Source organism: Methylomonas sp. LWB (assembly GCF_001856095.1).
GTDB lineage: Bacteria > Pseudomonadota > Gammaproteobacteria > Methylococcales > Methylomonadaceae > Methylomonas > Methylomonas koyamae_A.
This window is the reverse complement of the sequence record NZ_MKMC01000100.1, coordinates 121,902-144,595: the sequence shown is the minus strand read 5'-3', so window position 1 is coordinate 144,595 and position 22,694 is coordinate 121,902. Positions and strand designations below refer to the sequence as shown.

Genomic DNA, 22,694 nt, shown 5'->3' with positions numbered 1-22,694 from the left:
CCGCAGCGGCCGAACAACCCAGCCGCTTTTGCCAACGCTACAACGATAGGGAACGAGGACCCGGTGCCCGACATATTTTTAAGCTACGTGCGCGAAGACAAGGAGCAAGCGCAACGCCTGGCGCAAGCCTTGGAGCGCCAGGGTTGGTGCGTGTTTTGGGACCGGTCGTCGATTCATATCGGCGAGGATCTGGACGAGGTGATCGAAAACGCTATCGAGCAATGCCGTTGCATGATCGTCGGCTGGTCGCGGCTTGCCAAGAAATCCGACTGGGTGCGCGGCGAAGCCACGATAGGCCGGGAGCGCCGCATATTGTTGCCTCTGAAGTTCGAAACCGTCGAGCCGCCGATCGCTTTTCGCAGCTTGCATACCGAGGATTTCTCCGATTGGCGCGGCGAAGAGGCTAGCAGCGAGTTCCAGGCCTTGTGTAAATCGGTCAGGCGTTTGCTTGGCGAACCTGCGCAATTCTCGCCGCCCGCCGCCGACCTTGCCAAAGCCGTTGAAACTAGCCCACCGTTAATCCAGGCTAACCGGTTGGTCACCGAACCCGAAATGATCATAATCCCCGCCGGCTCGTTTGCGATGGGCGGCGATCAATACGACAACGAAAAGCCAATTCACACCGTGACCTTCGCCAAGCCTTTCAAGTTGGGCAAATACCCAGTGATGTTCGTCGAGTACGACGTCTTTGCCGAACAAACCGGGCGTGCCAAGCCCGAAGATTTAGGCTGGGGACGCGGACGGCGACCGGTGATCAATGTTACTTGGCAAGACGCCGCGGATTATGCCGCCTGGCTGCGAGAAACGACCGGCAAACCCTACCGGCTGCCTAGCGAAGCGGAATGGGAATATGCTTGCCGCGCCGGCAGCCGCGGCGAGTTTTTCTGGGGCGACGATGCGGGCCTGGCTAAACACTATGCCTGGTTCGACCAAAATGCCGGCGGCACAATCCAAGAGGTTGGGCTAAAGCTCGCCAATCCTTACGGTCTGCACGATATGGTCGGCAATGTCTGGGAATGGCTGCAAGATGGTTGGTACGAAGACTATCAAGGCGCGCCGATCGATGGCTCGGCCTGGATAGGGGGCTACGGCGGCCGGCGAGTGATCCGGAGCGGTTCCTGGGGCAATAGCATGGCCTCTCTCCGTTCGGCTCACCGCCTCTGGAACAGTCCGGAATACCGATTCAACTTCCTCGGCTTCCGTCTAGCCCTGGACTTACCCTAAGCCCTTTGTCCTTTTACCCTTTGCGGTTTTGGTTTTTGCGTTGTCGAGCGGCCGTCAGGCCTCTCGCGATTTTTTAGCGGTCGGCCGGGTCGTCGAAGGCCGCCGCCGTCAGGTCTTCCACTTGGGCGATCGCCGCCAACGCTTTTGCGTAAATCAGCAAATCCAGTTGCAGCGCTTTTAATTCGTCGCGGAACTCCCGGCAATGCTGGGGTTGTTCGAAGGCGCCGGCCAAGGCCAGTTTGTGCCATTTCGCGGTAAACGGCCGGACGACTTGGTTTAAGACCACGATCGCCACCTTGCTGAATTGCTCGCAGTTGCGGCCCTGGCGGCGCAGAATCTCGCGGGTGATGCCGAACAGGCTGTGCACGCTGTTCAGCGCGGCTTGCTCGTCGCCGTCGCGGTCCGGCAAGGGCTGGGTGACGACTCGGGTCAGCAGTTCCACGTACAGTTCCCAGGCCGCGTCCCGGTCGGCGGTTTGTGCCTGCCATTCCGATTCGAAAAAGCCGGCCGTCAGCTTGATCTTGGTCAAGCCCCATTGTTCGAACCAATCTTTCAGCTTCATCAACCGCCTCCCGAAGTTTGCTAGTGCGATTATAGCCGCTGCCCGGTCGCCGCGCCCGCGTGCATCGGGCCGGTATGCCGGTTTAAGGGGGCGGATATCTGTGTGATAATGTCCGCATTTTGCGGCCCGCGCCGAATGACGGACGAATCGATAGCCAACTCGCTGGAACGCCGCCAACGCATCGAAGCCATCTGCGTGCGCTTGCTGGCGCGCCGCGAGCACAGCCGCCGCGAGTTGCTGGACAAACTGGCGATGCGCGGTTTCGAGCGCGACGAGGTGGCGGCGGTGATCGACGATTTGAGCCGTCAAAACTGGCAAAACGACGCGCGCTACGCCGAATGTTACATCCGCGAGCGGATCGCCAAGGGTTACGGACCGCTGCGAATCGCTTACGAATTGCAGCAGCGCGGCATCGCCGACGCCGATCTGGATGCGCAAGCCGAGGAACAAGGCGGTTGGCTGAACCTGGCCTTGGATGTTTATGCAGGCAAATACGGCGATGAAACCTCGCTGCCGCCCAACGAATGGGCCAAACGCAGCCGGTTCTTGCAACAACGCGGCTTTAGCGGCGAGACGATTAAGCGGGTGTTTGTGGTGTTGAAGATTAAAATGCGGAGTTTTTGACTCCGAATAGTGAAGCGATACCTTTCGCACTTCAAATTTCTGCGCATCCGCTCCCTCGCCATCCGGGAGAGGGACGGGGTGAGGGTATCAAAAAACCGAAATTTGAAGAGCGATGGTAATAGCTCGGATAACGGAAGTTGGTAACTAAGTACGACCGTATGTTGTTGCATTAAAGGATAGAGAATATGAAAGTGACGCTACCATTAAATGAAATGTCGGTCGCCGAGAAAATTGCCGCGATGGAAGCTTTATGGAATGACTTATCCATTCAGGCCGCTGAATATTCATCTCCTGATTGGCATGGTGAAATATTGATGGAGAGAACGCGTTTGGCGAAAGCCGGCTTGGTGGGGTTTACCGATTGGGACGAGGCAAAAAAGGAAATTCAAGATAGGATTCGATGAAAATTCGCATCTTTGACAATGCCAAGTTTGATTTGTTGGACGGTTTCGAGTTTTACGAACGACAGCAAAAGGGTGTCGGTCAGTACTTTTTAGACTCGCTGTCTGCTGATATCGACTCTTTGGCGCTATATGCCGGCGTGCATCCCAAAAAGTTTGGCGATTTTTATTGGCTGTTGGCCAAGCGCTTCCCCTATGCGATTTACTATACCTTCGATAGCGAGTTTGTTTCGGTTTTTGCGGTATTGGATTGTCGCCGCAATCCGACCAATATTCAAACCCGATTGGACAATGAGCGACATGGGCGGCAGAGTCAATGATCGCGTAGCCGTTGAATTTGTAACGTTGAATCATATTAGCGAGCCTTAGATTAGTCCTCGGGTAAACCTCGAAAGGCTAAATGCGAGAATCAAACTCGACCAACGAACGAATATTTTTGAAGAATATAAACATTAACGACCTAACCACCATGAAAAACATGACCAGCGCCGAAATCCGCGCCGCCTTTTTGGAATTCTTTCGCCAACGCGGCCATGCCGTGCGTCCATCCAGCAGCTTGGTGCCGGGCAACGATCCGACCCTGCTGTTCACCAATGCCGGCATGGTGCAGTTTAAGGACGTGTTTCTGGGGAGGGAGAAAGTCGACTTTAGCCGCGCCGCGACCAGCCAGCGTTGCGTGCGGGCCGGCGGCAAGCATAACGATCTGGAGAACGTCGGCTATACCGCTCGCCACCATACCTTCTTCGAAATGCTGGGCAATTTCAGCTTTGGCGATTATTTTAAGCGCGACGCGATCCATTTTGCCTGGGACTTTTTGACCCAGGAAATGGGCATACCGCCGGCCAAACTGTGGGTGACGGTGTTCGACGAAGACTCGGAAGCCGAAGCGATCTGGCTGGAAGAGGTCAGAATCGACCCGACTCGCTTCTCGCGGATCGGCGCCAAGGACAATTTCTGGGCTATGGGCGACGTCGGCCCGTGCGGCCCGTGCACCGAGATTTTTTACGACCACGGCGAGCACGTGGCCGGCGGCCCGCCGGGCAGTCCGGACGACGACGGCGACCGTTATATCGAGATTTGGAATTTGGTGTTCATGCAATACGAGCGCGACAAGGACGGCAACTTGACGCCGCTGCCGGCGCCGTCGGTCGATACCGGCATGGGCCTGGAGCGCATCGCGGCGGTGATGCAGGGCGTGCACAGCAACTACGAGATCGACATTTTCCAAAATCTGGTCAAAACCGCCGCCGCATTGGCGGGCACGACCGATCTTTCCAACAGCTCGTTGCGGGTGATCGCCGACCACATCCGCTCGTGCGCGTTTCTGGTGGCCGACGGCGTGTTGCCGTCCAACGAAGGTCGCGGCTACGTGTTGCGCCGCATCGTCCGTCGGGCGATCCGCCACGGCTATCGCCTGGGCATACAGGACACGTTCTTCTACAAATTGGTCGCGCCGCTGGCCGCCGAAATGGGCGAAGCCTATCCGGAATTGGTCAAGGCGCAAGAACAGGTCGAGCGGGTGCTCAAGAAGGAAGAAGAGCGTTTCGCCGAAACACTGGGCCAGGGCATGCGCATCCTGGAAAACTGCGTCGCCAAGCTGGATGGTCATGTGATTCCCGGCGACGTGGTGTTCTTGCTGTACGACACCTACGGTTTCCCGGTGGATTTGACCGCCGATTTTGCCCGTGAGCACAACTTGAGCGTGGACCATGCCGGTTTCGAGATAGAAATGAGCGCCCAGCGCGACCGGGCTCGGGCCGGCGGCCAGTTCGCGGCCGATTACGACCAGGACATTCGCCACGACAGCGTCACCGAATTTACCGGCTACTCGCATTTGGACGGCTCGGTGCAAGTCATCGGTCTGTTTAAAAAAGGCCAGCCGGTCGAAAGCCTGGAAGTCGGCGACGAAGGCGTCGTGATTCTGGACCAAACCCCGTTCTATGCCGAGTCCGGCGGTCAGGTCGGCGACAGCGGCGTGATCGAATGCACCGGCGGCAGCTTCGAAGTCAGCGACACCCAAAAGCAGGGCGGCCAGTTGTTCCTGCATAAGGGCAAAGTGGTCAAAGGTGTGATTGCCGAAGGCATGGCTTGCGAAGTCAGCGTCAACGCCGACATCCGAAAATCCACGGAACGTAACCACTCCGCGACTCACTTGCTGCACGCGGCCTTGCGCGCGGTGTTGGGCGAACACGTCGCCCAGAAAGGTTCGCAGGTCAATGCCGAACGGCTGCGTTTCGACTTCTCGCATTTCGAGCCGATGAGCGCCGCACAAATCGCCAGCGTCGAGCGCATCGTCAACGAACAAATCCGCGCCAATAACGCCGTCTGCGCGCAAATCATGGCGAAAGACGAGGCGGTCAAGGCTGGCGCGATGGCATTGTTCGGCGAAAAATACGGAGACGAAGTGCGGGTGTTGACGATGGGCGATTTCTCGACCGAGCTGTGCGGCGGTACTCACGTGCAACGTACCGGCGACATCGGTCTGTTCAAAATCGTTGGAGAAACCGGCGTTGCCGCCGGCGTCCGCCGTCTGGAAGCAGTGACCGGCCAAGGCGCGTTGGAATGGATCGCCCATCGCGAGCAAGCCTTGCTCAGCATCGCCGGCCTGCTGAAAGCCGCGCCGGATAAAGCCGCAGACAAAGTCCATCAGTTGCTGGAAAAAACTCGCGGCCTGGAAAAAGAGCTGGAAAAACTCAAATCCAAACTGGCCAGCTCGGCCGGCGACGAGATGACCAGCCAGGCGGTCGACGTCAACGGTGTCAAGGTTTTGGCCGTCAAACTCGACGACGTCGATCCGAAAGCTTTGCGCGATTTGGCCGATCAGTTGAAAAACAAGCTGGGCAGCGCCGCGCTGGTATTGGCTGCCGTCAGCGGCGATAAAGTCAGCCTGATCGCGAGTGTTTCCAAGGATGCGATGGACAAGGTCAAGGCCGGCGAGTTGGTCAATTTCGTCGCCACCCAAGTCGGCGGCAAAGGCGGCGGCCGGCCGGATATGGCCCAAGCTGGGGGTAACGATCCATCTAATTTGGGCGCGGCGTTGGCGGCGGTGCCGGATTGGGTCAAAACCAAACTCGGATAAATCAAGCGGCGGACTTTAGGGTTCGCCAAGAAATTCGATTTCAAAAAGCCAATAAGGTTAAGAAAACATGGCATTGTACGTCTATAAGTTTGGCGGCACTTCCGTTGGTACGGTGGAACGTATCAAGGCGGTGGCCGAGAAAGTTAAAGCAGCCCACGACAAGGGCGATCAAATCGTCGTCGTGGTGTCGGCGATGAGCGGCGAAACCAACCGTTTGGTCGCGCTCGCCAAGGAAGTGCAGGTGCAACCGACCGACCGCGAGTTGGATGTGTTGTTGTCCACCGGCGAGCAAGTGACGATCGCGTTGTTGGCGATGGCCTTGCACCACGTGGGTGTCGAGGCTAAGTCCTATACCGGTCCGCAGGTGCGGATTCTGACCGACAGCGCTCACACCAAAGCACGGATTCGCGAGATCGACGAAGCCAATATCCGCGCGGATCTGGACGCCGGCCGGGTCGTCGTCGTCGCCGGATTCCAGGGCGTGGACGAGGACGGCAATATCACCACGCTGGGCCGCGGCGGCTCCGATACCACCGGCGTGGCATTGGCGGCGGCATTGAAAGCCGACGAATGCCACATCTATACCGACGTCGACGGCGTGTACACCACCGATCCGCGCGTGGTACCGAAGGCCCGCCGGCTGGACCGGATCACCTTTGAGGAAATGCTGGAAATGGCCAGCCTGGGCTCGAAGGTCCTGCAAATCCGCTCGGTCGAGTTCGCCGGCAAATACAATGTCAAATTGCGCGTATTGTCTTCGTTCATGGAAGGCAACGGCACCCTTATTACCTACGAGGAATCAGAAATGGAAAAAGCGTTAATCTCAGGTATTGCCTTCAATCGCGACGAGGCGAAACTGACGTTGACCGGCGTACCCGATCTGCCGGGCGTGGCGTCGAAAATCCTGGGACCGATCGCCGCCGAAAACATCGAAGTGGACATGATCGTGCAAAATATTTCCGCGCACGGCACCACCGACTTTACCTTCACCGTCAACCGTAATGATTTTGCCCGCGCTCAAAAAGTCCTGGAAGGCTTGCGCGTCGAACTGGGCGGCAATACTGCGGTAATCGGCGATAACACGATTGTTAAAGTGTCCATCGTCGGCGTCGGCATGCGCTCGCACGCCGGCATCGCCAGCACCATGTTCAAGGTGCTGGCGGACGAAGGCATCAATATTCAGATGATTTCGACCTCGGAGATCAAGATTTCGGTAGTCGTCGACGAGAAATATCTGGAACTGGCGGTGCGTGCGCTGCACACCGCGTTCGGGCTGGATCAAGAATAAGATAAGGTTGGTCCGGGCCGTTTCGGTCCGTGCTCTGACAGAGCAAACACCGAGAGTAGGGGCGGCAAACGCCGCCCCTACACACCGCAATCAATGCGGCATGGTTACGCCGCGCAACTCGTAAAACTCCCTGACGAATTCGTCGAAACGGCCGGCTTCGATCGCATCGCGAATGTCTTGCATCAATTCCAGGTAGTAATGTAGATTGTGGATGGTGTTCAGGCGCGCGCCGAGCATTTCCTTGCATTTGTCCAGATGCTTTAGGTACGAGCGCGAGTAATTGCGGCAGGTGTAGCAGTTGCAATTCTCGTCCAGCGGCCGGGTGTCGAACTGGTATTGCTGATTGCGGATTTTAATGACGCCGCAGCGGGTAAACAGATGGCCGTTGCGGGCGTTGCGGGTCGGCATCACGCAGTCGAACATGTCCACGCCGCGCCGTACCGCTTCCACCAAATCCTCCGGCGTGCCGACGCCCATCAAGTAGCGCGGCGTATCTTGCGGCATATTCGGCATGATCGCGTCCAGCGTCGCCAGCATTTCGTGCTTGGGTTCGCCGACCGATAGGCCGCCGATTGCATAGCCGTCGAAGCCGATTTGTGTCAAACCGTTGATCGACTCCCGGCGTAGCTCCGGATACATGCCGCCTTGCACGATGCCGAACAAGGCGGAATTGTTGCCCTCGTGGGCGCGTTTACTGCGTTCCGCCCAACGTAACGACAGGCGCATCGAATCGGCGGCTTGCTGGTAGGTGGCTGGGTAGGGCGTGCATTCGTCGAAAATCATCACGATGTCCGAGCCCAGATCGCGCTGCACCTGCATCGATTCCTCCGGCCCCATGAAAATCTTGCTGCCATTGACCGGCGACTTGAAGGTCACGCCTTGCTCGCTGATCTTGCGCAACGCGCCCAGGCTGAATACCTGGAAGCCGCCGGAATCGGTCAGAATCGGCTTTTGCCAGCGCATGAAGTCGTGCAGATCGCCGTGCGCCTTCATCACCTCCATGCCGGGTCTCAGTAACAGGTGAAAAGTGTTGCCGAGGATGATTTGCGCGCCTAGCGCTTCCAAATCCTCGGGGGTCAGCGCTTTCACGGTGCCGTAGGTGCCGACCGGCATGAAGATCGGCGTTTCGACCACGCCGCGCGCGAAGGTCAATTGGCCGCGGCGGGCTTGGCCGTCGTGGGTTTTGAGTATGAATTCCATGAACCGCAAATCAGATGAAAAAGGCCGGCATTATCCTGTCTTTGCCAGGCTAACGCCAAGCGAATAAATGACGGCGTTTGTGTGGCGCCAAACCGAGGTTTAGCACTCGGAATCCTAGATGTCCATCAGCAACATCGGGATGCCGTACGTCATCACGAAATAGCTGAACGCGAAGGCCACACTGGTGCCGGTGGGGTAGGTAAAAAAGCGCCGGAAGATGTAGCTGACGATGGCGATATACCAAATGACCAAAAATACCGCGAGGCCGATGCCGACTTCCTCGCGGTAGGGGTAATGTTTCATCACCAACCAAAAGTCCAGGCCTTCGGCGGCCACCGCTAGAGTCATGATGAAGTTTTCGCAGACGAAAATCGACGTGTACAACTGGCTGAAGCGCGGCCATTGCTTTTCCTTCAGTAGCAGCAGGGCCACGCTGCTAAACGCCATGATGGTGCGGCCGGTCACTTCCAGGGTGCCGTCGGCCGGATCGGCGATCAAGCCTTCGACGATGCAGCCGGAGATAAAGTAAAAGGTCACGTTCTTCCACATGAACGACTTAGGCGGCGTCAGTTCGGTCGGGTCGTTCAGAAACCAGCAGGATGAGAGGTATTTTAGTAATAAATTCATGGGCGTCAGTCGCGTAGCGAATTTCGGCTGGGACAAGTCGAAAAAGCCCGACATTATAGCGGCTACCGCCGGTAAACACGAAAACCGCTCGCCGATTCGGTTAGCGGTGATTTCAGGTACATTCGCCGACCCGTCAAAGGCTATGGCTGGTTTTGGTCCAAAGACGGCCTGCCCACGATTCCATTTAGCGGCACTCGGGCGCTTATTCGGCAGTGTCTTCTCGAGCGATGATTACCGGCGACAAGCCGCAGTCGCCGTACAGGCAGTAGCCGTTACGGCCCAGGCGTTTGACTTCGTACAGCGCGATATCGGCTTTGTGCAACAGGCTGACCAAATCGGTGCCGTCCCTGGGGTATTCGACGACGCCGATACTGGCACCCACGTAATCTCGAGTGGTCGCTTCGATTTCGATGTCGGCGCTGATGCTTTCGATCAAGCGCAACAGAAACTGGTGCAAGGCGGGTTCGCTGCGCGACCGGCGCAAGCAAATCAAAAATTCGTCGCCGCCCAAACGGGTCAGTAGGTCCGCGCCGCGCACCAAATTCTTCATGCGCTTGGCGACTTCGATCAACACCCGGTCGCCGGCCAAATGTCCCCAGCGGTCGTTGATTTGCTTGAAGCGGTCCAGGTCCAGCAACAGCAAGGACAGCGTGTCGTTTTCCCTGGCCGCGTAATTTAGGTTTAGGCGGGCTTCCAGGCCGCGCCGATTCAACAGTTGCGTCAAGGTGTCGTGATGCGATTGAAATACCGCTTCGTCTTCCTGCTGTTTGCGTTGGCTGATGTCGATAAACAGGCATTCGGCGACCAGTTTGTGTTCCGGATGCGGATAGCAAGACACCAGCAAATGCATCCACTCTCGGACTTCGTCGTTCTGGCGTTGCAAGCGTAAATCCATGGCCTGCGGAATTTGGGTCAATGCGGCTTGCACCAGCAAGGCTCGAAATTCGTCGGGTTCCGAAAACAATTGAACTTCCCAGTTGGGTAACAGCGAGAACACGCTGTCCACCGCATGCCGCCAATCTTCGAATAGAAGACTGACCGCCGGATTGGCGATCAGACATTGGCCGTCCGGGTTCAGCAGCAGGATGCCGGTGGAGGCTTGGGTAAAAATCGCTTCGTACTGCTTTTCCAGGGCTTCGACGTGTTGCCGGAGCCGGCGTTCTTTCCGCATCGAAACCGATACGGCGCTTAACAAGGCGTTGATGTCTTGGGTTAGCCCGGCGAGCTCGTCCTGGCGGTCGCCGCTCAGGCTCAAGCATTGTTGGTCGCCGGGCTTGATGGCGGCCAGTTGCGCCGACAATTTCAGTAAAGGCGTGGTTACCAGCCGGCTAATTGCCACCCAAAACAGCAGCGTGGGGAAAAAGACGATTCCACCCAGCGCCAGTGCCATGTTTCTGGCGCTGGCGGCGGCACGCTGATGAATCGCCGGCGGATGCAGGGCGACTTGCAACTGACCTAGCGTTTCGTTGTTATCGAACGGCGATTTTAATGCCCGTGCGATTATCGGTTGGTTTGGGGCGTCCGGGGCCTTGGCCAGCTTGACATCCAGACCAGTGTCGTTGGCTAAGCGCACCGAGGCCACGAAGCTGCCGCGCAGAACGCCGCGCACCACGTCGTCGGCGATGCGCGCATCGCTGGCATACAACGCGATCGCGGCCGAATATTCCATGGCGTCCAGCAATTCGCCGGTTTGTTGTCTGGCGTCCTGTTCGGCTCCTTCAAAAGTCAGGATATAAGCCCCCAACACAATCGCGGCGCTGAGAACCAACATGCCAAGGAATACCCGAATCGACAGACGGGTTTTCAGGCTGTGGACGACGTGACCTTTCATGGCGACGGCTTGAAAAGTGCGGCGAGAGCGCTTCGCCGTTAAAACACGAAGTCCAGCGTCGCCGAAAACAGATTGGAAAATTCGGCGGGGGCCGGCAGTCCGGCCGCCTGCGCATGCCATAGGCCAATGCCGTTATGATTGCGGACGTGGACCAGATCGTACTGTAATTTCAACGCCAGATTGTTGTAAAAGTCCCAACGTCCGCCTAGCGATAAGGTTTCCTGGTTGGAATAGGCTTCTAAGAACGGGGTTTCGGCAGCGGCTTGCAGACGGGGGGCGGGCAGAGGACTGGGCAATTGCGGCCGTTTCTCGGACGGCCACAGACTGCTGTAGCCGATGAACGGCGTGACCGAACCCAGCCGATAACCGACGGTGGCGTAAATCATGTAAAGGTCGGTAACAAAGCCGTTGCCGTGAAACAGATGACCAAATTCCAGTTGGGCCCGCCACGGATCGCCTTCGTAACCCAAGCCGGCGGACAGAAAGTGATTCTGGGTGCCGCGCAGGATGTAGCGGCTGCTTAAATTGTTGGCGTCCGGATAAAAACCGGCCGCGCCCAGTTGATCGATCGCATGCCGCAATTCGGTTAGTCCGGGATGGTCGCTATGCAATTCGGTACCCACGTAGGACATTTGAGCGTGCCAGTCCTGCCAGCGCAAATTCACGTTGCCGCCCCACAGCGGAGCGATATTGATGTTGTAATCCGGCCGGGCGGGGTAATACGGCGAGGCTTCGCCGGCAAAGGCCTTGATGCTGATATTCAGATTTTCGACGTCGAAGCTGTAGCTGGCATCGCCGCCGTTGAAATGAAACAAGGGCAAACGACCGTAAAATTCGATCGGCGGCCTTACCCATAGGTAGCTGTAGCCGATGTTGCGTTGGTCGGATACCAATCCCATATCCAGGCCGACCCGGCCGACCCGCAACTGCCAATGGCTGTCCGGCCGGTAACTGATGAAGGCCCATTGCAGGCTTTCCTCGATACTTTGCGAGGGTCTGTCCTTCAAAACCGCCTGCACGGTAGCCGACCAGCGTGGATTGATAATGGCGTCGATCTGTAGCCCCAGACGGCTATCGGCCGATAGCGGCGAACTGTTGCTGCTAATGCCTTCGCGATCGGCGATGTCGCGCGTCAATTCGGCTTGGGATTGATCGCTGGTCGCCAGACCCAATGTGCCGAAGCCGCTGATGCGCAGCCGGGATTCGTCGCTAAGGTCGATATTCCATTCCGCTCGAATACCCGCCGCGAACAGTAGTCCGACCGCCGCGACTCGGGGTAGCGTGTTGGTTTTCATCTCTGGGCTCCCGATCATTCAAGATAAAACAGAACCCGTACCGACGGGCTGACTTTGTCGTCTTCCACATAGCCGATGGCGTCGCGGTTTTGGGATACCGTTTCCAACACGCTGGCGCTGTCCGGCAACATGCGCGGCGGCGTGGCGCGGCCGCTGAACATCAGCCGAGCCCAATAGGCATTGATTTGCGCCAACGGCTTTTCGGTTAGCGTTTCGTAAAAACGCTCGCGTAACGGCGAGCCGCCTTGCTGGTCCAGCGGCAACGGAATGCGATTGTTGGGAAGGCTCACCAACCGGCCTAAATAGATGTCGACGATTTGCTTGCGCGACATGTCGGCGAAACCGTTGTCCGGGTGAACGATGACCGCAATGCGCGGCTGTCCGGCGGCCATCTGCCACCAGAGCACAAACAACAGCGACAGGCATTTCGCATTGGAGCGCAGTGTCGATAACAATCCCGAAGTCTCCCGGTGTGGCGATGGCTGGAGCGATTCTAACAAGAATAATAGCTCAGTAGACCGTAGAGATTTGGGGGCGCTCAAGGACGTTTCGCTACGAGTCTGCCCGCGAGCCGCCAGCGATTTTCCAGGCAACACTTTCGTTACGCGTTACCACTCCGAGCAAGGGGATTGTCGGCACGCCGAGGTTTTTGGAGGAAATTACTGGGGCAAAGGGCCGGAACATCCGTCACGCCCCGACGCTGTTGAGAGCTAGGGAACGCGGGGAGCAGATTTAGGCCCCCGAAAAATGGGGCGTTGATATCAAGTCCGGTGGCGGTAAGGCGCCGGTTTATTTCGAACGCATCAGAATGTGTAAGCTTGTCGGCAATTCCGAGCAAACCGAGAATAGTTGCCGCGACTCGCTAGCGTCTAGTGTCGTGCGCGCATCCGTGGTTGCCAAGCTACGCGTAGATGAAGCGGAGAATGATTTGAGGAGTTCGGTACGCGACCCGCACCGGTCCAACGAAAGCGACATTTCCGCGTAAAAAATTCCGAACCTCGAACGCTAGCGTTTCAAAAGTCAACGCGCTTGATCTATTGAGCTAGGCGGCTTGGAGCGGGCGATGGGAGTCGAACCCACGTCTTTGGCTTGGGAAGCCAAGGTAATGGCCGTTATACGACGCCCGCTAAGCGGTGAGGGCGGCCGGCATATCGGTGAGCAGGCCTGCCGAATCGAATTCTATCTCAAGTCAGTGCGGGTGGCTAACGCGTATCTGCGCTGTGCCAAGCTTCAGAGAAAAAGGCCGAGAGTTCCAGATAGAGTGCGCGCACCAATTGAATCGCGGCGACCGCTAATATGGCGCCAATCGAGAATCCGGCAAACAGCATCAACACGACTTTCATATTGTCCTCCACTTACTTAGGGTTATGACTCGAAATCACCGCCAATCAGGTCGGCGGGCGCTAAGTTTCAAGACTTTCGATAAGATTTTCAATATGTTTATTCGCAACAAAAGTGGTGAATTTGTAACGTTAATTCAATCAGTTAGTTAATGCTTGATCTTGATGCAGAGTAGTAGGTCGGGTGGCGTGATTGATACGGCTAAATGCGGTGTTGATCACAGAAATATACAGGCTTGGCTGGCCCTAAGGTCCGTTCGCAAGCGGAACTGTCCTCAAGCTTGAGGCAAAACGGTAAGACCTTAGCGACTGCGAGCGTCAACGCCTACGGTCGATCAGGTACTTACTTCGATGGCGAATGGGCTTTTTCCCAATTCGAGTAATCAGGCCGATAGCCGGTTTTGTTTGTTTATCTGGCGACATCTTCGCAAAATTCAGCTAATGATCAGGAGCGCCCATGAGTTTCGCCGGAAACTTTGTTTCGGTTAACTATACTGTCAACCGACTTCTAAGATCGCCGGCTCGCCTATTCCAGGCGATAAAACGTTTCGCCGGGTTGCGAACGGCGGATGACAAAATCTTTAATTTGGAGGAAATCTCAGTGACCTCGATACTTGCTGTGGACGATTCCGCATCCATGCGCCAAATGGTGTGTTTTACCTTGAAAGGGGCGGGTTACGACGTCGTGGAAGCGGTTGATGGCGTCGACGGACTCAATAAAGCCAAGAGCCAAGCCTTCGATTGTGTTGTCACCGATGTCAACATGCCGAACAAGGACGGTATCCAGCTGATCAGGGATTTGCGCGCCCTGCCGAACTACAAATATACGCCGTTGCTGATGCTGACCACCGAGGCCGGTATGGATAAGAAGCAACTGGGTAAGGAGGCAGGGGCGACGGGCTGGATCGTCAAGCCGTTCAATCCGGAGCAGTTGTTGAAAACGATCCAAAAGGTTTTGGGTTAAGCCGCTGTCTGCGAGGCGCCGTTGACTATCGACATGTCCCAGTTTCATCAAGTCTTCTTCGAAGAAAGCTTCGAAGGGCTTGATGTCATGGAATCCGGGTTGTTAAGCCTTGATGTTGGTTCGGCGGACGCCGAATCAATCAATACCCTATTCCGGGCGGCCCACTCGATCAAGGGCGGTAGCGGCACATTCGGCTTCACCGAAGTCTCCGACTTTACTCACGTCATGGAAACCTTGCTGGACGAAATGCGCGACGGTCGTCGGCAAGTCGCCGATGGGACGGTGAGGGCATTGTTGGAATCGGTCGATTGCCTAAGAGACATGCTGGGCCGCTTGAAAGGCGCCGAGCCATTGGATCAAGCGCGCATCGCTCAAACCAAAGCCGTGTTGGAAGCCGAATTGGCCGGTTCGCATTCCGATGATCCAAACGCTGGCAACGGCTTACCGGCTTCGTCTCTACCCAATGATGCCGACGCGACCAATTTATCGGGGAGCGCTTGGGCGATCGCGTTCAGCCCGCATCGGCATTTATTGAAAACCGGCAACGAACCGGTACGGATGTTCCGCGAATTGGCCGGTTTGGGCGATTTGAAGGTTGCCGTCGATTTGCGGGGCGTGCCAAATTTTTTCGATTTGGACCCCGAGGAATGCTACCTGTCCTGGAAGTTGACGTTAAACGGCGATGTCGGGCGGGATGATGTCGCCGAGGTCTTCGATTGGGTGGAAAATGATTGCGATCTGGCAATCTACCCGTTACTAAAACACGATTCGGCTGCTGTCGTGGCCGAGCAGCGGCAGGGTGAAGCGGAGGCGGTCAAGACGATCCAACCAGCGCCTTTCCAAATCATCCCTAACAGCGCCGAGCCGACCGCTCACGAAGACGCTAAGCCCGCCGCGAAGAGCGCGGGTTCGATTCGGGTGGATATCGCGAAAATCGATCATTTGATCAACATGGTTGGCGAACTGGTCATCACCCAATCGATGCTCAGTTTGGTCGGCGAGCGCTTCGAGGCCGGCAAACTGGACCAATTGCGCAACGGATTGACTCAACTCGAACGCCATACCCGCGAGTTGCAGGAAAGCGTCATGAACATTCGGATGTTGCCAGTCAGCTTTGTGTTCAGCCGTTTTCCGCGCCTGGTACACGATTTAAGCACTAAACTCGGCAAGAAAATCGAATTGAAGCTGATCGGCGAAAACACCGAGGTCGACAAGACCGTGGTCGAGTTATTGGCCGATCCTTTGGTCCATTTGGTTCGCAACAGCTTGGACCATGGCATCGAAATGCCCCAGGTTCGTCTGGCGGCCGGCAAACCGGAGACAGGCACCGTTACGCTACAGGCTTATCATCGCGGCGGCAATATTGTCATCGAAGTCAAAGACGACGGCCAAGGCTTGGACGGCGCCAAACTACGCGCCAAAGCGGTGGAGAAAGGATTGATTGGCGCGGACGCCGCGCTATCCGAACGGCAGTTGTACGACCTGATCTTCCTGCCCGGCTTTTCGACCGCGGACAAGTTGACCGATATTTCCGGGCGGGGCGTCGGCATGGACGTGGTGCGGCGTAATATTCAAGCCTTGGGCGGCAATATAGAAATCGCTTCGGAATTGGGTAAGGGTTCCACCTTCGCAATCTATTTGCCGCTGACCTTGGCGATACTGGACGGTCAATCGGTAGCGGTCGGCGACGAGATCTACATCCTGCCGCTGGGTGCGATCGTCGAATCGTTGAATATCAGCGAAGACAGAGTCAATCGGGTAGCCGGCAAGGGCGAGACCTTCCACCTGCGCAGCCAATATCTGCCGATCATCCGCCTACATCGAATTTTTCAGGTGCCTGGGGCCAAAGCGACCAAATTGACCGACGGGTTGTTGGTGGTCGTGGAAAGTCACGGCGTGCGCTGCGGTCTGTTCGTCGACGATCTGCTCGGCCAGCAACAAGTGGTGATTAAGTCCCTGGAAGCCAATTATCGGCGGATCGACGGCGTATCCGGCGCGACGATTCTGGGCGACGGGTCCGTGGCGCTCATTCTGGATATTCCGGGGTTGGTCGCCTTGGCCAATCAATGAGCGAAACTTACGCATGCTAATGGAGGCAATATGAGCGATGCAGCGCCAGCGGTCGCCAATAAGGCCGGCGATATTCGGCAATTTCTGACTTTCGTTTTGGGCGACGAGCGTTACGGCGTCGATATTTTGCGGGTTCAGGAACTGCGCTGCTGGGAGCCGGTGTCGCGGATACCCAACGTCCCGTCTTACGAAAAAGGCGTCGTCAATTTGCGTGGCGCCATCGTACCCATTATCGATTTACGCGAGCGCTTTCAGCTGGGTACCGGTCAAGTCGGCCCGATGACCGTCGTGGTCGTGTTGCAGGTCAATGTAGGGGCCGCGATAAAAATCATGGGCGTGGTCGTCGACGCGGTATCCGATGTCGTTGACGTTGAAAAAAATGCAATCCAAAGCGCGCCGCATTTTGGCACCAAGGTCAGTACCGAATTTATCGCAGGACTCGCGTCGGTGCGTAACGAGATGGTGATGTTGCTCGATGTCGATCGATTGTTAAAGCTTGAAGGTTTGGAAGACGCCGACGATGGTCGGACCCCGTGACGCGCAAGGCCGAATTTCAACGGAGAAATTGCAATGAGAGTGAACCAACCTGTGACCGACCGCGAAGTCACGATGACACCGGGTACGGTGCTGGTGACGCGGACCAACCTGAAAGGCATCATCACTTACGCCAATGAAGCGTTCATTGAAATTAGCGGTTTCAGTCGGGATGAATTAATCGGTGCCAACCACAATCTGGTTCGCCATCCCGACATGCCGGAGGCGGCATTCGCCGATCTTTGGCAATGCCTGAAAGCGGGCCTCCCCTGGACCGCGCCGGTCAAGAACCGCACCAAGTCCGGCGATTTTTATTGGGTCGAAGCCAATGTCACGCCGGTCCGGAAGAACGGTAAAGTCCACGAGTATTTGTCGGTTCGCTATGCGCCCAGTCGCGAGCAAATCAATCAGGCCGAAGCGTTCTATGAAAAATTGGCGAACAAGCAGGCCTCGATCCGGCCGGTTGGCTTGCGGGCGGCGCGGGCGAAATTGGCCGACATCGGTATCGGTACTAAATTGGCGATCGCCGGGCTGCTATTGGCCTCGCCCACGCTGATTTGGCTTGCGCAAGCGATTGCCGAGCAAAAATACCCGATGGCGGCCGCGGCAGGCGCGATGATCACGGTTGGCGGCTGGATAGGTGTATCGGCGGTGCGCCGCATTCTCGAACATTTACGCGAGTCGACGCGGATTTGTTACCGCTTGGCCGACGACCAATTCCGGAACGAGATCGAGTTGAACCGCAACGATCAGATCGGCGCGTTCAACCGGGCTTTGTATACCACCCAAGTCAAACTGATCGCCGATTTGGCTTACTCGAAGCAGGTCGCCTACGAAGCCACCCGCATCAAACAGGCTTTGGACAATGTCGAGTCTTGCGTGATGGTGGCCAATAACGATTTGGACATCATCTATATGAATAATACCGTCAAGGCGATGTTTAAAAACGCGGAGGCCGACATTCGCCGGCAATTGCCGAATTTCAATGCCGATGCCTTGCTGGGCGCCAATATCGATCAGTTTCACCAACACCCGGCGCACCAGCGCGGGCTATTGGCCGGATTGGCGCAAACGTTTAGCTCGCAATTGGTCATCGGTGGCCGGCATATGAATATCGTCGCCAATCCGGTGGTTAACGACGAAGGTGCCCGTATCGGTGTCGTGGTCGAATGGCTAGATCGCACGCGCGAGGTCAAGGTCGAAAGGGAGATCGAGGCCATCGTTCAAAGTGTCAAGACCGGACAACTGGATAAGCGCTTGGCCCTCGACGACAAACAAGGTTTTTTCGCCAAGTTAAGCCAAGAAATCAACGATCTGACCGATGTGATCGAACGGGTGTTCGAAGAAGTCGGCAGCACGATGAAAAGCATGGCCGAAGGCGATCTGAGTAACCGGATTACCAGCGATTATCAGGGGGTCTACCTGACCTGTAAGAACGACATCAACAGCACGATCGATAAGTTGGGCGACATCTTCGGCGAAGTTACCGAGTCGGCGAACTTCATCAACAATTCGTCGCGGGAAATCGCCAGCGGCAACAATAATCTGTCGCAACGCGCCGAACAACAGGCCGCAAACCTGGAGGAAACCGCGGCCAGCATGGAAGAATTGACCAGTACCGTCAAAAACAACGCCGAGAACGCCCAGCAGGCGAATCTGGTGGCGGACAACGCCAGAGAACTCGCCGAGAAGGGCGGAAACGTGGTGACCGCCGCCGTCAAGGCCATGCAGGATATCAACGAAAGCAGCAATAAAATCGCCGACATCATTGGCGTTATCGACGAAATTGCGTTCCAGACCAACCTACTGGCGTTGAACGCGTCGGTGGAAGCGGCCCGAGCCGGCGAACAAGGCCGTGGCTTCTCGGTGGTCGCGACTGAAGTTAGAAATCTGGCGCAACGTAGCGCTACCGCCGCGCGGGAAAGCAAGGAACTGATTCAGTCCAGCGTGCAAAAAGTTCGGGTCGGGACCGATTTTGTCAATCAAACCGGTAAGGCTCTGGTCGAAATTGTCGCCAGCGTCAAAAAGGTTGGCGATATCGTCGCCGAAATAGCGAATGCCAGTGCCGAACAATCGGCCGGCATCGCTCAAGTGAACCAAGCCGTGGCGCAAATGGACGAGATCACTCAACAAAACGCCGCGTTGGCCGAGCAAGCTTCGGCGGCCAGCGTATCGATGAGCGATTTGTCGATGAACATGGTAGAACTGCTGTCGTTTTTTAAGCTGGACGAGCGCCAGCAGCGGCAGGCGAACACGCCGCAAAAGTCTGCGGTAACGCCCGACATTGCGAATAACGCCGCGCCGGCTTTCAGCAAGCGTCCGATTTCTCCGGCGTTTAAACCGGCGAGCGGCGACGACGAATGGCAAGACTTCTAATTGCAGCCTGTCATCGCGGCCTTAACCTTCCAATTCAATATGAACGACAGTAACGCGACCGACCGCAATATCGAACAATTTTTGACATTCGAGTTGGCCGGCGATGCCTATGCGCTGAGCATCTTGAAGGTCCAGGAAATTCGCGGTTGGGAACCTGTGCGCAAACTGCCGGATACGCCGGCTTTCGTCGTCGGGGCGCTCAACTTGCGCGGCATGATCGTGCCGGTCGTCGATTTACGGATTCGCTTCGGAATCGAGCGAGCGGAGTACACGCCGACCACGGTGGTGATTGTGGCATGCGTGGAGACCGCCGCGCACGACCAAGTGGTGATGGGCGTCATTGCCGATGCGGTTTCCGATGTGCTGGATGTCGATCCCGCCGAGATCAAACCAGCGCCGAATCTGGGCGCGAGGATCGATACCCGCTACATGCGCGGAATCTACGTGGCCAAGCAGCACATGGTGATGGTCCTGAATGTCGATAAATTACTGGATCCGGAAGAATTCGTCGGTCTCGGCGCCGCGTCATGAGTCGGCGCATCGTCGCGATCCTGAATCAAAAAGGTGGCGTCGGCAAAACCACGACCGCGGTTAATCTTTGCCACGCCTTGGCTCGGATGGGGCAACGGATAGCCGTGATCGATTTGGACCCGCAATGCCATCTCTCGGTATCGTTGGGCGTCAGGTCCAACACTCGGTCAGGCGTCGATGAAACGATGTTGGGCGGCGCTAATCTGGACGGTTGCGCGGTCCAGGCGCGGGAAAATTTGTGGTTGATACCGCCAGGGCCGCGCTTGCAAGAAATCGAACAGCTCAGCCAGGGTGAAACTCACCGTGGCGATTTGCTGGCGATCGCGCTGGCGAATAGCCTGACGGAGATCGACTCGGTGTTCATCGATTGCCCGCCGTCGTCCGGCATTCTGGTGGCGAATGCGTTAATGGCCGCCGACGAGATTTTGATACCGATGACCAGCGATTATCTGGCCTTGCAGGGTTTGTCGCACTTGATGGGGACTTTGCTGAAATTCGAGGCGGCGTTAAATAAACATTACTTGCTGCGCTTGGTGATGTCCCGTTACGTGCCGACGCGGCGCTTGTCGCAAGATGTGTTGCGGACCTTACGCGAATATTTCAGCGGCAAGATTCTGGCGACGCCGATACGCGAGACCGCATTCTTGGCGGAATGCCCAAGTTTTGGCAAAACGATCTTCGAGTACCGGCCGGGTTGTCGCTCGGCGCGGGATTTTAACGCGTTGGCGCGTGACTTTTTGACCGGAACGGTGATCTGATGGCGGATAAACACGAACCCAGTTTGATCGGTTACGACCCTCTGGCTTGGTTGCGCGAGCCCGGCGTGGCCAAATCGTCCGAACCGAGCGAGGTATTGGCTATCCCGCAACCCAAGCAGCCGGTTTTGGCGGAAGCCGACGCCGACGGCGTTGCCGATAGCGCGACAATGTCGATGGCTCATGCCACGCGTATTGCATTGGAGGCGGTGCAAAGCATCCAGAACGTTTGCAATTTGCATGAGCGGCTTTTGACGGCGCTGGCGGACGCCGAGGCCATTGAAATCGACGCGTCGGCGGTGAGTATGGTCGATACCGCGACCTTGCAACTACTGTTGGTGTTGAAGCGGACCGCACTGGATGCCGGCAAGCAAGTCAGTTTCGATTTTCCGTCGGACCGTTTTGTCGAGGCGGCTCGATTGCTCGGCATTGCCGAGTTGTTGGAGGTCGACCAGGCTTACGCCGGTTTTTTCTAAACCGGTCGGGAGCTGGATTTGACCGATAATCCATGGCCAGTGCGCGATAGCCAGCGCGAATTTGCCTACACGCGCGCCGATTTCGACCGACTCCGGCAGTTGTCTCGAGATCATTCCGGCATCCAGGTTCCCGACGACAAGTTCGATATGTTCTATTCGCGCTTGGCCAAACGCTTGAGGGCCTTGGGCTTGTCGACGTTTCGGTCTTACGTGGATTATTTGAGCGCCCATCCCGACCTCGAATTTACCGAATTCATAAATTCGGTGACGACCAATCTCACGGCGTTTTTTCGCGAGAACCATCATTTCGAATTTCTGGCTAAACAAGTCCTACCGCAAATCTGTAAGCAGTCCGTGGGGCGTAAAACGTTGAGTGCCTGGTCTGCCGGCTGTTCGACCGGCGAGGAAGCGTATTCGTTGGCAATGACACTGCACGAACATTTACCGGGCGATTGGCGGTTTCAAGTGCTGGCGACCGATTTGGATACCCAGGTTTTACGGACGGCCGCCGCCGGAGTTTATCCTCTCGAAGCGGTCGCGCGCTTGGGCGAGCGACGATTGAAGCAGTGGTTTCAAAAAGGGGTGGGTCGGCAAGATCGTAGAGTGCGGGTCAAGGCCGAGTTGCGCGAATCCATTGAGTTTCGCCAGCTCAACTTGATGCGGGATTGGCCGGAGCTGAGCGGCTTTGATCTGATTTTTTGCCGAAACGTGCTGATTTATTTCGACCGAAGCACCAAGGAAGCCTTGGCAAAACGCTATTGGCAAGCGCTACGCCCCGGTGGGTATTTGTTCATCGGTCATTCCGAGTCGTTACACCAGCTCGATACCGGGTTCGAAGCGTTGGGACAGACGGTTTACCGGAAGCCGGAACGATGACGGCGGACACCTTGGCGTTGGCGCCGATTCAAGGGTTCGAACACATCAATCGCTATTGGGACCGCCAGCGCGGGATACAAGCCGCCAAGTTGCTGCCCGGCGATTATTACGTTACCGACCGGGCCGAGCTGATCACGACGGTCTTGGGGTCGTGCGTCGCGGCTTGCGTTTACTACCCTGGCACCGGCGCCGGCGGTATGAATCATTTCATGTTGCCGCATACCGACCATGCTCGCTTTGCCTCTCCCGAAGAACGTTGTCTCAGCCGCGCCTCGCGTTACGGCAATTTCGCGATGGAGTTTTTGATCAACGGGGTATTGCGCTATGGCGGATGTCGGCGGGACCTGCAAGTCAAACTGTTCGGCGGTGCCAGCGTCGTCGCCAATCTTGGCGGCGTTGGCGTTAGCAATGTCGAATTCGTGTTGGCCTATGTCGAGCGGGAAGGCATGGCATTGGTGTCCTACGATTTGGGCGGCGTGTTTCCGCGCAAGATTGTTTTCGATCCGCGTACCGGCTCGGTGAAGCTGAAAAATCTCGAGCAATTGACCAACGATACGATCGTGCGGCGCGAATCCAGTTACCAGCAAATTGTCAACGGCATGGCGCCGGAAGGTAGTGTCGAACTGTTCACAGGGTGATCG

The 22,694-nt window shown here is 56.7% G+C and carries 22 protein-coding genes and 1 tRNA gene; 15 read left to right on the top strand and 8 right to left on the bottom strand.

The window, feature by feature from the left end; all coding sequences use genetic code 11:
* The first annotated feature begins 63 nt into the window (after positions 1 to 63).
* Positions 64 to 1,224 carry an SUMF1/EgtB/PvdO family nonheme iron enzyme gene (locus BJL95_RS23285; protein WP_071160937.1) on the top strand — a complete coding sequence of 387 codons (1,161 nt, stop codon included), beginning with the start codon at positions 64 to 66 and terminating at the stop codon, positions 1,222 to 1,224.
* A gap of 73 nt (positions 1,225 to 1,297) precedes the next feature.
* On the opposite strand, the gene BJL95_RS23280 is transcribed toward BJL95_RS23285, so the two are convergent.
* On the bottom strand, positions 1,298 to 1,786 hold the full coding sequence (locus tag BJL95_RS23280; protein WP_071160936.1) for a hypothetical protein: 489 nt from the start codon (positions 1,784 to 1,786) through the stop codon (positions 1,298 to 1,300).
* Between the two features lie 135 nt (positions 1,787 to 1,921).
* Between BJL95_RS23280 and BJL95_RS23275 the strand changes: the two genes are divergently transcribed.
* The 5 genes from BJL95_RS23275 to BJL95_RS23255 all read left to right on the top strand — a co-directional run bounded on the left by BJL95_RS23275 (position 1,922) and on the right by BJL95_RS23255 (position 7,178).
* Positions 1,922 to 2,410, top strand: coding sequence for a regulatory protein RecX (locus tag BJL95_RS23275; RefSeq protein ID WP_175463787.1), 489 nt, complete (start codon positions 1,922 to 1,924; stop codon positions 2,408 to 2,410).
* A 185-nt stretch (positions 2,411 to 2,595) separates the two neighbouring features.
* Positions 2,596 to 2,814, top strand: coding sequence for an addiction module protein (locus BJL95_RS23270; protein WP_064025789.1), 219 nt, complete (start codon positions 2,596 to 2,598; stop codon positions 2,812 to 2,814).
* The gene (locus tag BJL95_RS23265; protein WP_064025791.1) at positions 2,811 to 3,131 is read left to right on the top strand and encodes a hypothetical protein; all 321 of its coding nucleotides are present in this window, start codon (positions 2,811 to 2,813) and stop codon (positions 3,129 to 3,131) included. Before BJL95_RS23270 ends, BJL95_RS23265 begins: the two co-directional genes overlap by 4 nt.
* Before the next feature lie 149 nt (positions 3,132 to 3,280).
* Positions 3,281 to 5,890, top strand: coding sequence for an alanine--tRNA ligase (alaS, locus tag BJL95_RS23260; protein WP_175463789.1), 2,610 nt, complete (start codon positions 3,281 to 3,283; stop codon positions 5,888 to 5,890).
* Between the two features lie 67 nt (positions 5,891 to 5,957).
* Positions 5,958 to 7,178, top strand: coding sequence for an aspartate kinase (locus tag BJL95_RS23255; protein WP_071160935.1), 1,221 nt, complete (start codon positions 5,958 to 5,960; stop codon positions 7,176 to 7,178).
* Between the two features lie 90 nt (positions 7,179 to 7,268).
* Here the strand turns inward: BJL95_RS23255 and tgt are convergent, their stop codons facing one another.
* From tgt to BJL95_RS25405, 7 genes are all read right to left on the bottom strand, one after another.
* The gene (gene tgt, locus BJL95_RS23250; RefSeq protein ID WP_071160934.1) at positions 7,269 to 8,378 is read right to left on the bottom strand and encodes a tRNA guanosine(34) transglycosylase Tgt; all 1,110 of its coding nucleotides are present in this window, start codon (positions 8,376 to 8,378) and stop codon (positions 7,269 to 7,271) included.
* A gap of 114 nt (positions 8,379 to 8,492) precedes the next feature.
* Entirely contained in the window at positions 8,493 to 9,005 is a 513-nt protein-coding gene (locus tag BJL95_RS23245; RefSeq protein ID WP_064025797.1) for a hypothetical protein, read from the bottom strand.
* Positions 9,006 to 9,207: 202 nt separating this feature from the next.
* Positions 9,208 to 10,836, bottom strand: coding sequence for a diguanylate cyclase (locus BJL95_RS23240; protein ID WP_071160933.1), 1,629 nt, complete (start codon positions 10,834 to 10,836; stop codon positions 9,208 to 9,210).
* A 38-nt stretch (positions 10,837 to 10,874) separates the two neighbouring features.
* Positions 10,875 to 12,131 (bottom strand): hypothetical protein, encoded by a 1,257-nt coding sequence (locus BJL95_RS23235; RefSeq protein WP_064025801.1) that lies wholly within the window; start codon positions 12,129 to 12,131, stop codon positions 10,875 to 10,877.
* Positions 12,132 to 12,145: 14 nt separating this feature from the next.
* A complete protein-coding gene (locus tag BJL95_RS23230; protein WP_231883571.1) occupies positions 12,146 to 12,586 on the bottom strand; it encodes a hypothetical protein in 441 nt (146 codons plus the stop codon).
* Between the two features lie 597 nt (positions 12,587 to 13,183).
* Positions 13,184 to 13,258 (bottom strand) — tRNA-Gly (locus BJL95_RS23225).
* 75 nt (positions 13,259 to 13,333) lie between these two features.
* A complete protein-coding gene (locus BJL95_RS25405) occupies positions 13,334 to 13,474 on the bottom strand; it encodes a hypothetical protein (protein WP_157197760.1) in 141 nt (46 codons plus the stop codon).
* A gap of 598 nt (positions 13,475 to 14,072) precedes the next feature.
* Here BJL95_RS25405 and BJL95_RS25855 point away from each other — a divergent pair.
* From BJL95_RS25855 to BJL95_RS23180, 9 genes are read left to right on the top strand one after another with little or no spacing between them, the layout of a single operon-like run.
* The gene (locus BJL95_RS25855) at positions 14,073 to 14,435 is read left to right on the top strand and encodes a response regulator (protein ID WP_064025843.1); all 363 of its coding nucleotides are present in this window, start codon (positions 14,073 to 14,075) and stop codon (positions 14,433 to 14,435) included.
* Between the two features lie 21 nt (positions 14,436 to 14,456).
* Positions 14,457 to 16,505: a chemotaxis protein CheA gene (locus tag BJL95_RS23215; protein ID WP_071160932.1), complete on the top strand. Its 2,049-nt coding sequence runs from the start codon at positions 14,457 to 14,459 to the stop codon at positions 16,503 to 16,505.
* Between the two features lie 30 nt (positions 16,506 to 16,535).
* Complete coding sequence (locus BJL95_RS23210; protein WP_071160931.1) at positions 16,536 to 17,042, top strand: chemotaxis protein CheW; 507 nt, start codon at positions 16,536 to 16,538, stop codon at positions 17,040 to 17,042.
* Between the two features lie 33 nt (positions 17,043 to 17,075).
* A complete protein-coding gene (locus tag BJL95_RS23205) occupies positions 17,076 to 19,415 on the top strand; it encodes a methyl-accepting chemotaxis protein (protein ID WP_071160930.1) in 2,340 nt (779 codons plus the stop codon).
* A 39-nt stretch (positions 19,416 to 19,454) separates the two neighbouring features.
* The gene (locus BJL95_RS23200) at positions 19,455 to 19,946 is read left to right on the top strand and encodes a chemotaxis protein CheW (protein WP_064025845.1); all 492 of its coding nucleotides are present in this window, start codon (positions 19,455 to 19,457) and stop codon (positions 19,944 to 19,946) included.
* A complete protein-coding gene (locus BJL95_RS23195; protein WP_071160929.1) occupies positions 19,943 to 20,704 on the top strand; it encodes a ParA family protein in 762 nt (253 codons plus the stop codon). Before BJL95_RS23200 ends, BJL95_RS23195 begins: the two co-directional genes overlap by 4 nt.
* Positions 20,704 to 21,177, top strand: a complete 474-nt coding sequence (locus tag BJL95_RS23190; RefSeq protein ID WP_071160928.1) for a lipid asymmetry maintenance protein MlaB — start codon at positions 20,704 to 20,706, stop codon at positions 21,175 to 21,177. The genes BJL95_RS23195 and BJL95_RS23190 overlap by 1 nt, the downstream gene beginning before the upstream one ends.
* 18 nt (positions 21,178 to 21,195) lie before the next feature.
* Positions 21,196 to 22,053 carry a protein-glutamate O-methyltransferase CheR gene (locus BJL95_RS23185; RefSeq protein ID WP_254786888.1) on the top strand — a complete coding sequence of 286 codons (858 nt, stop codon included), beginning with the start codon at positions 21,196 to 21,198 and terminating at the stop codon, positions 22,051 to 22,053.
* On the top strand, positions 22,050 to 22,691 hold the full coding sequence (locus BJL95_RS23180) for a chemotaxis protein CheD (RefSeq protein ID WP_071160926.1): 642 nt from the start codon (positions 22,050 to 22,052) through the stop codon (positions 22,689 to 22,691). The genes BJL95_RS23185 and BJL95_RS23180 overlap by 4 nt, the downstream gene beginning before the upstream one ends.
* Positions 22,692 to 22,694 lie beyond the last annotated feature (3 nt).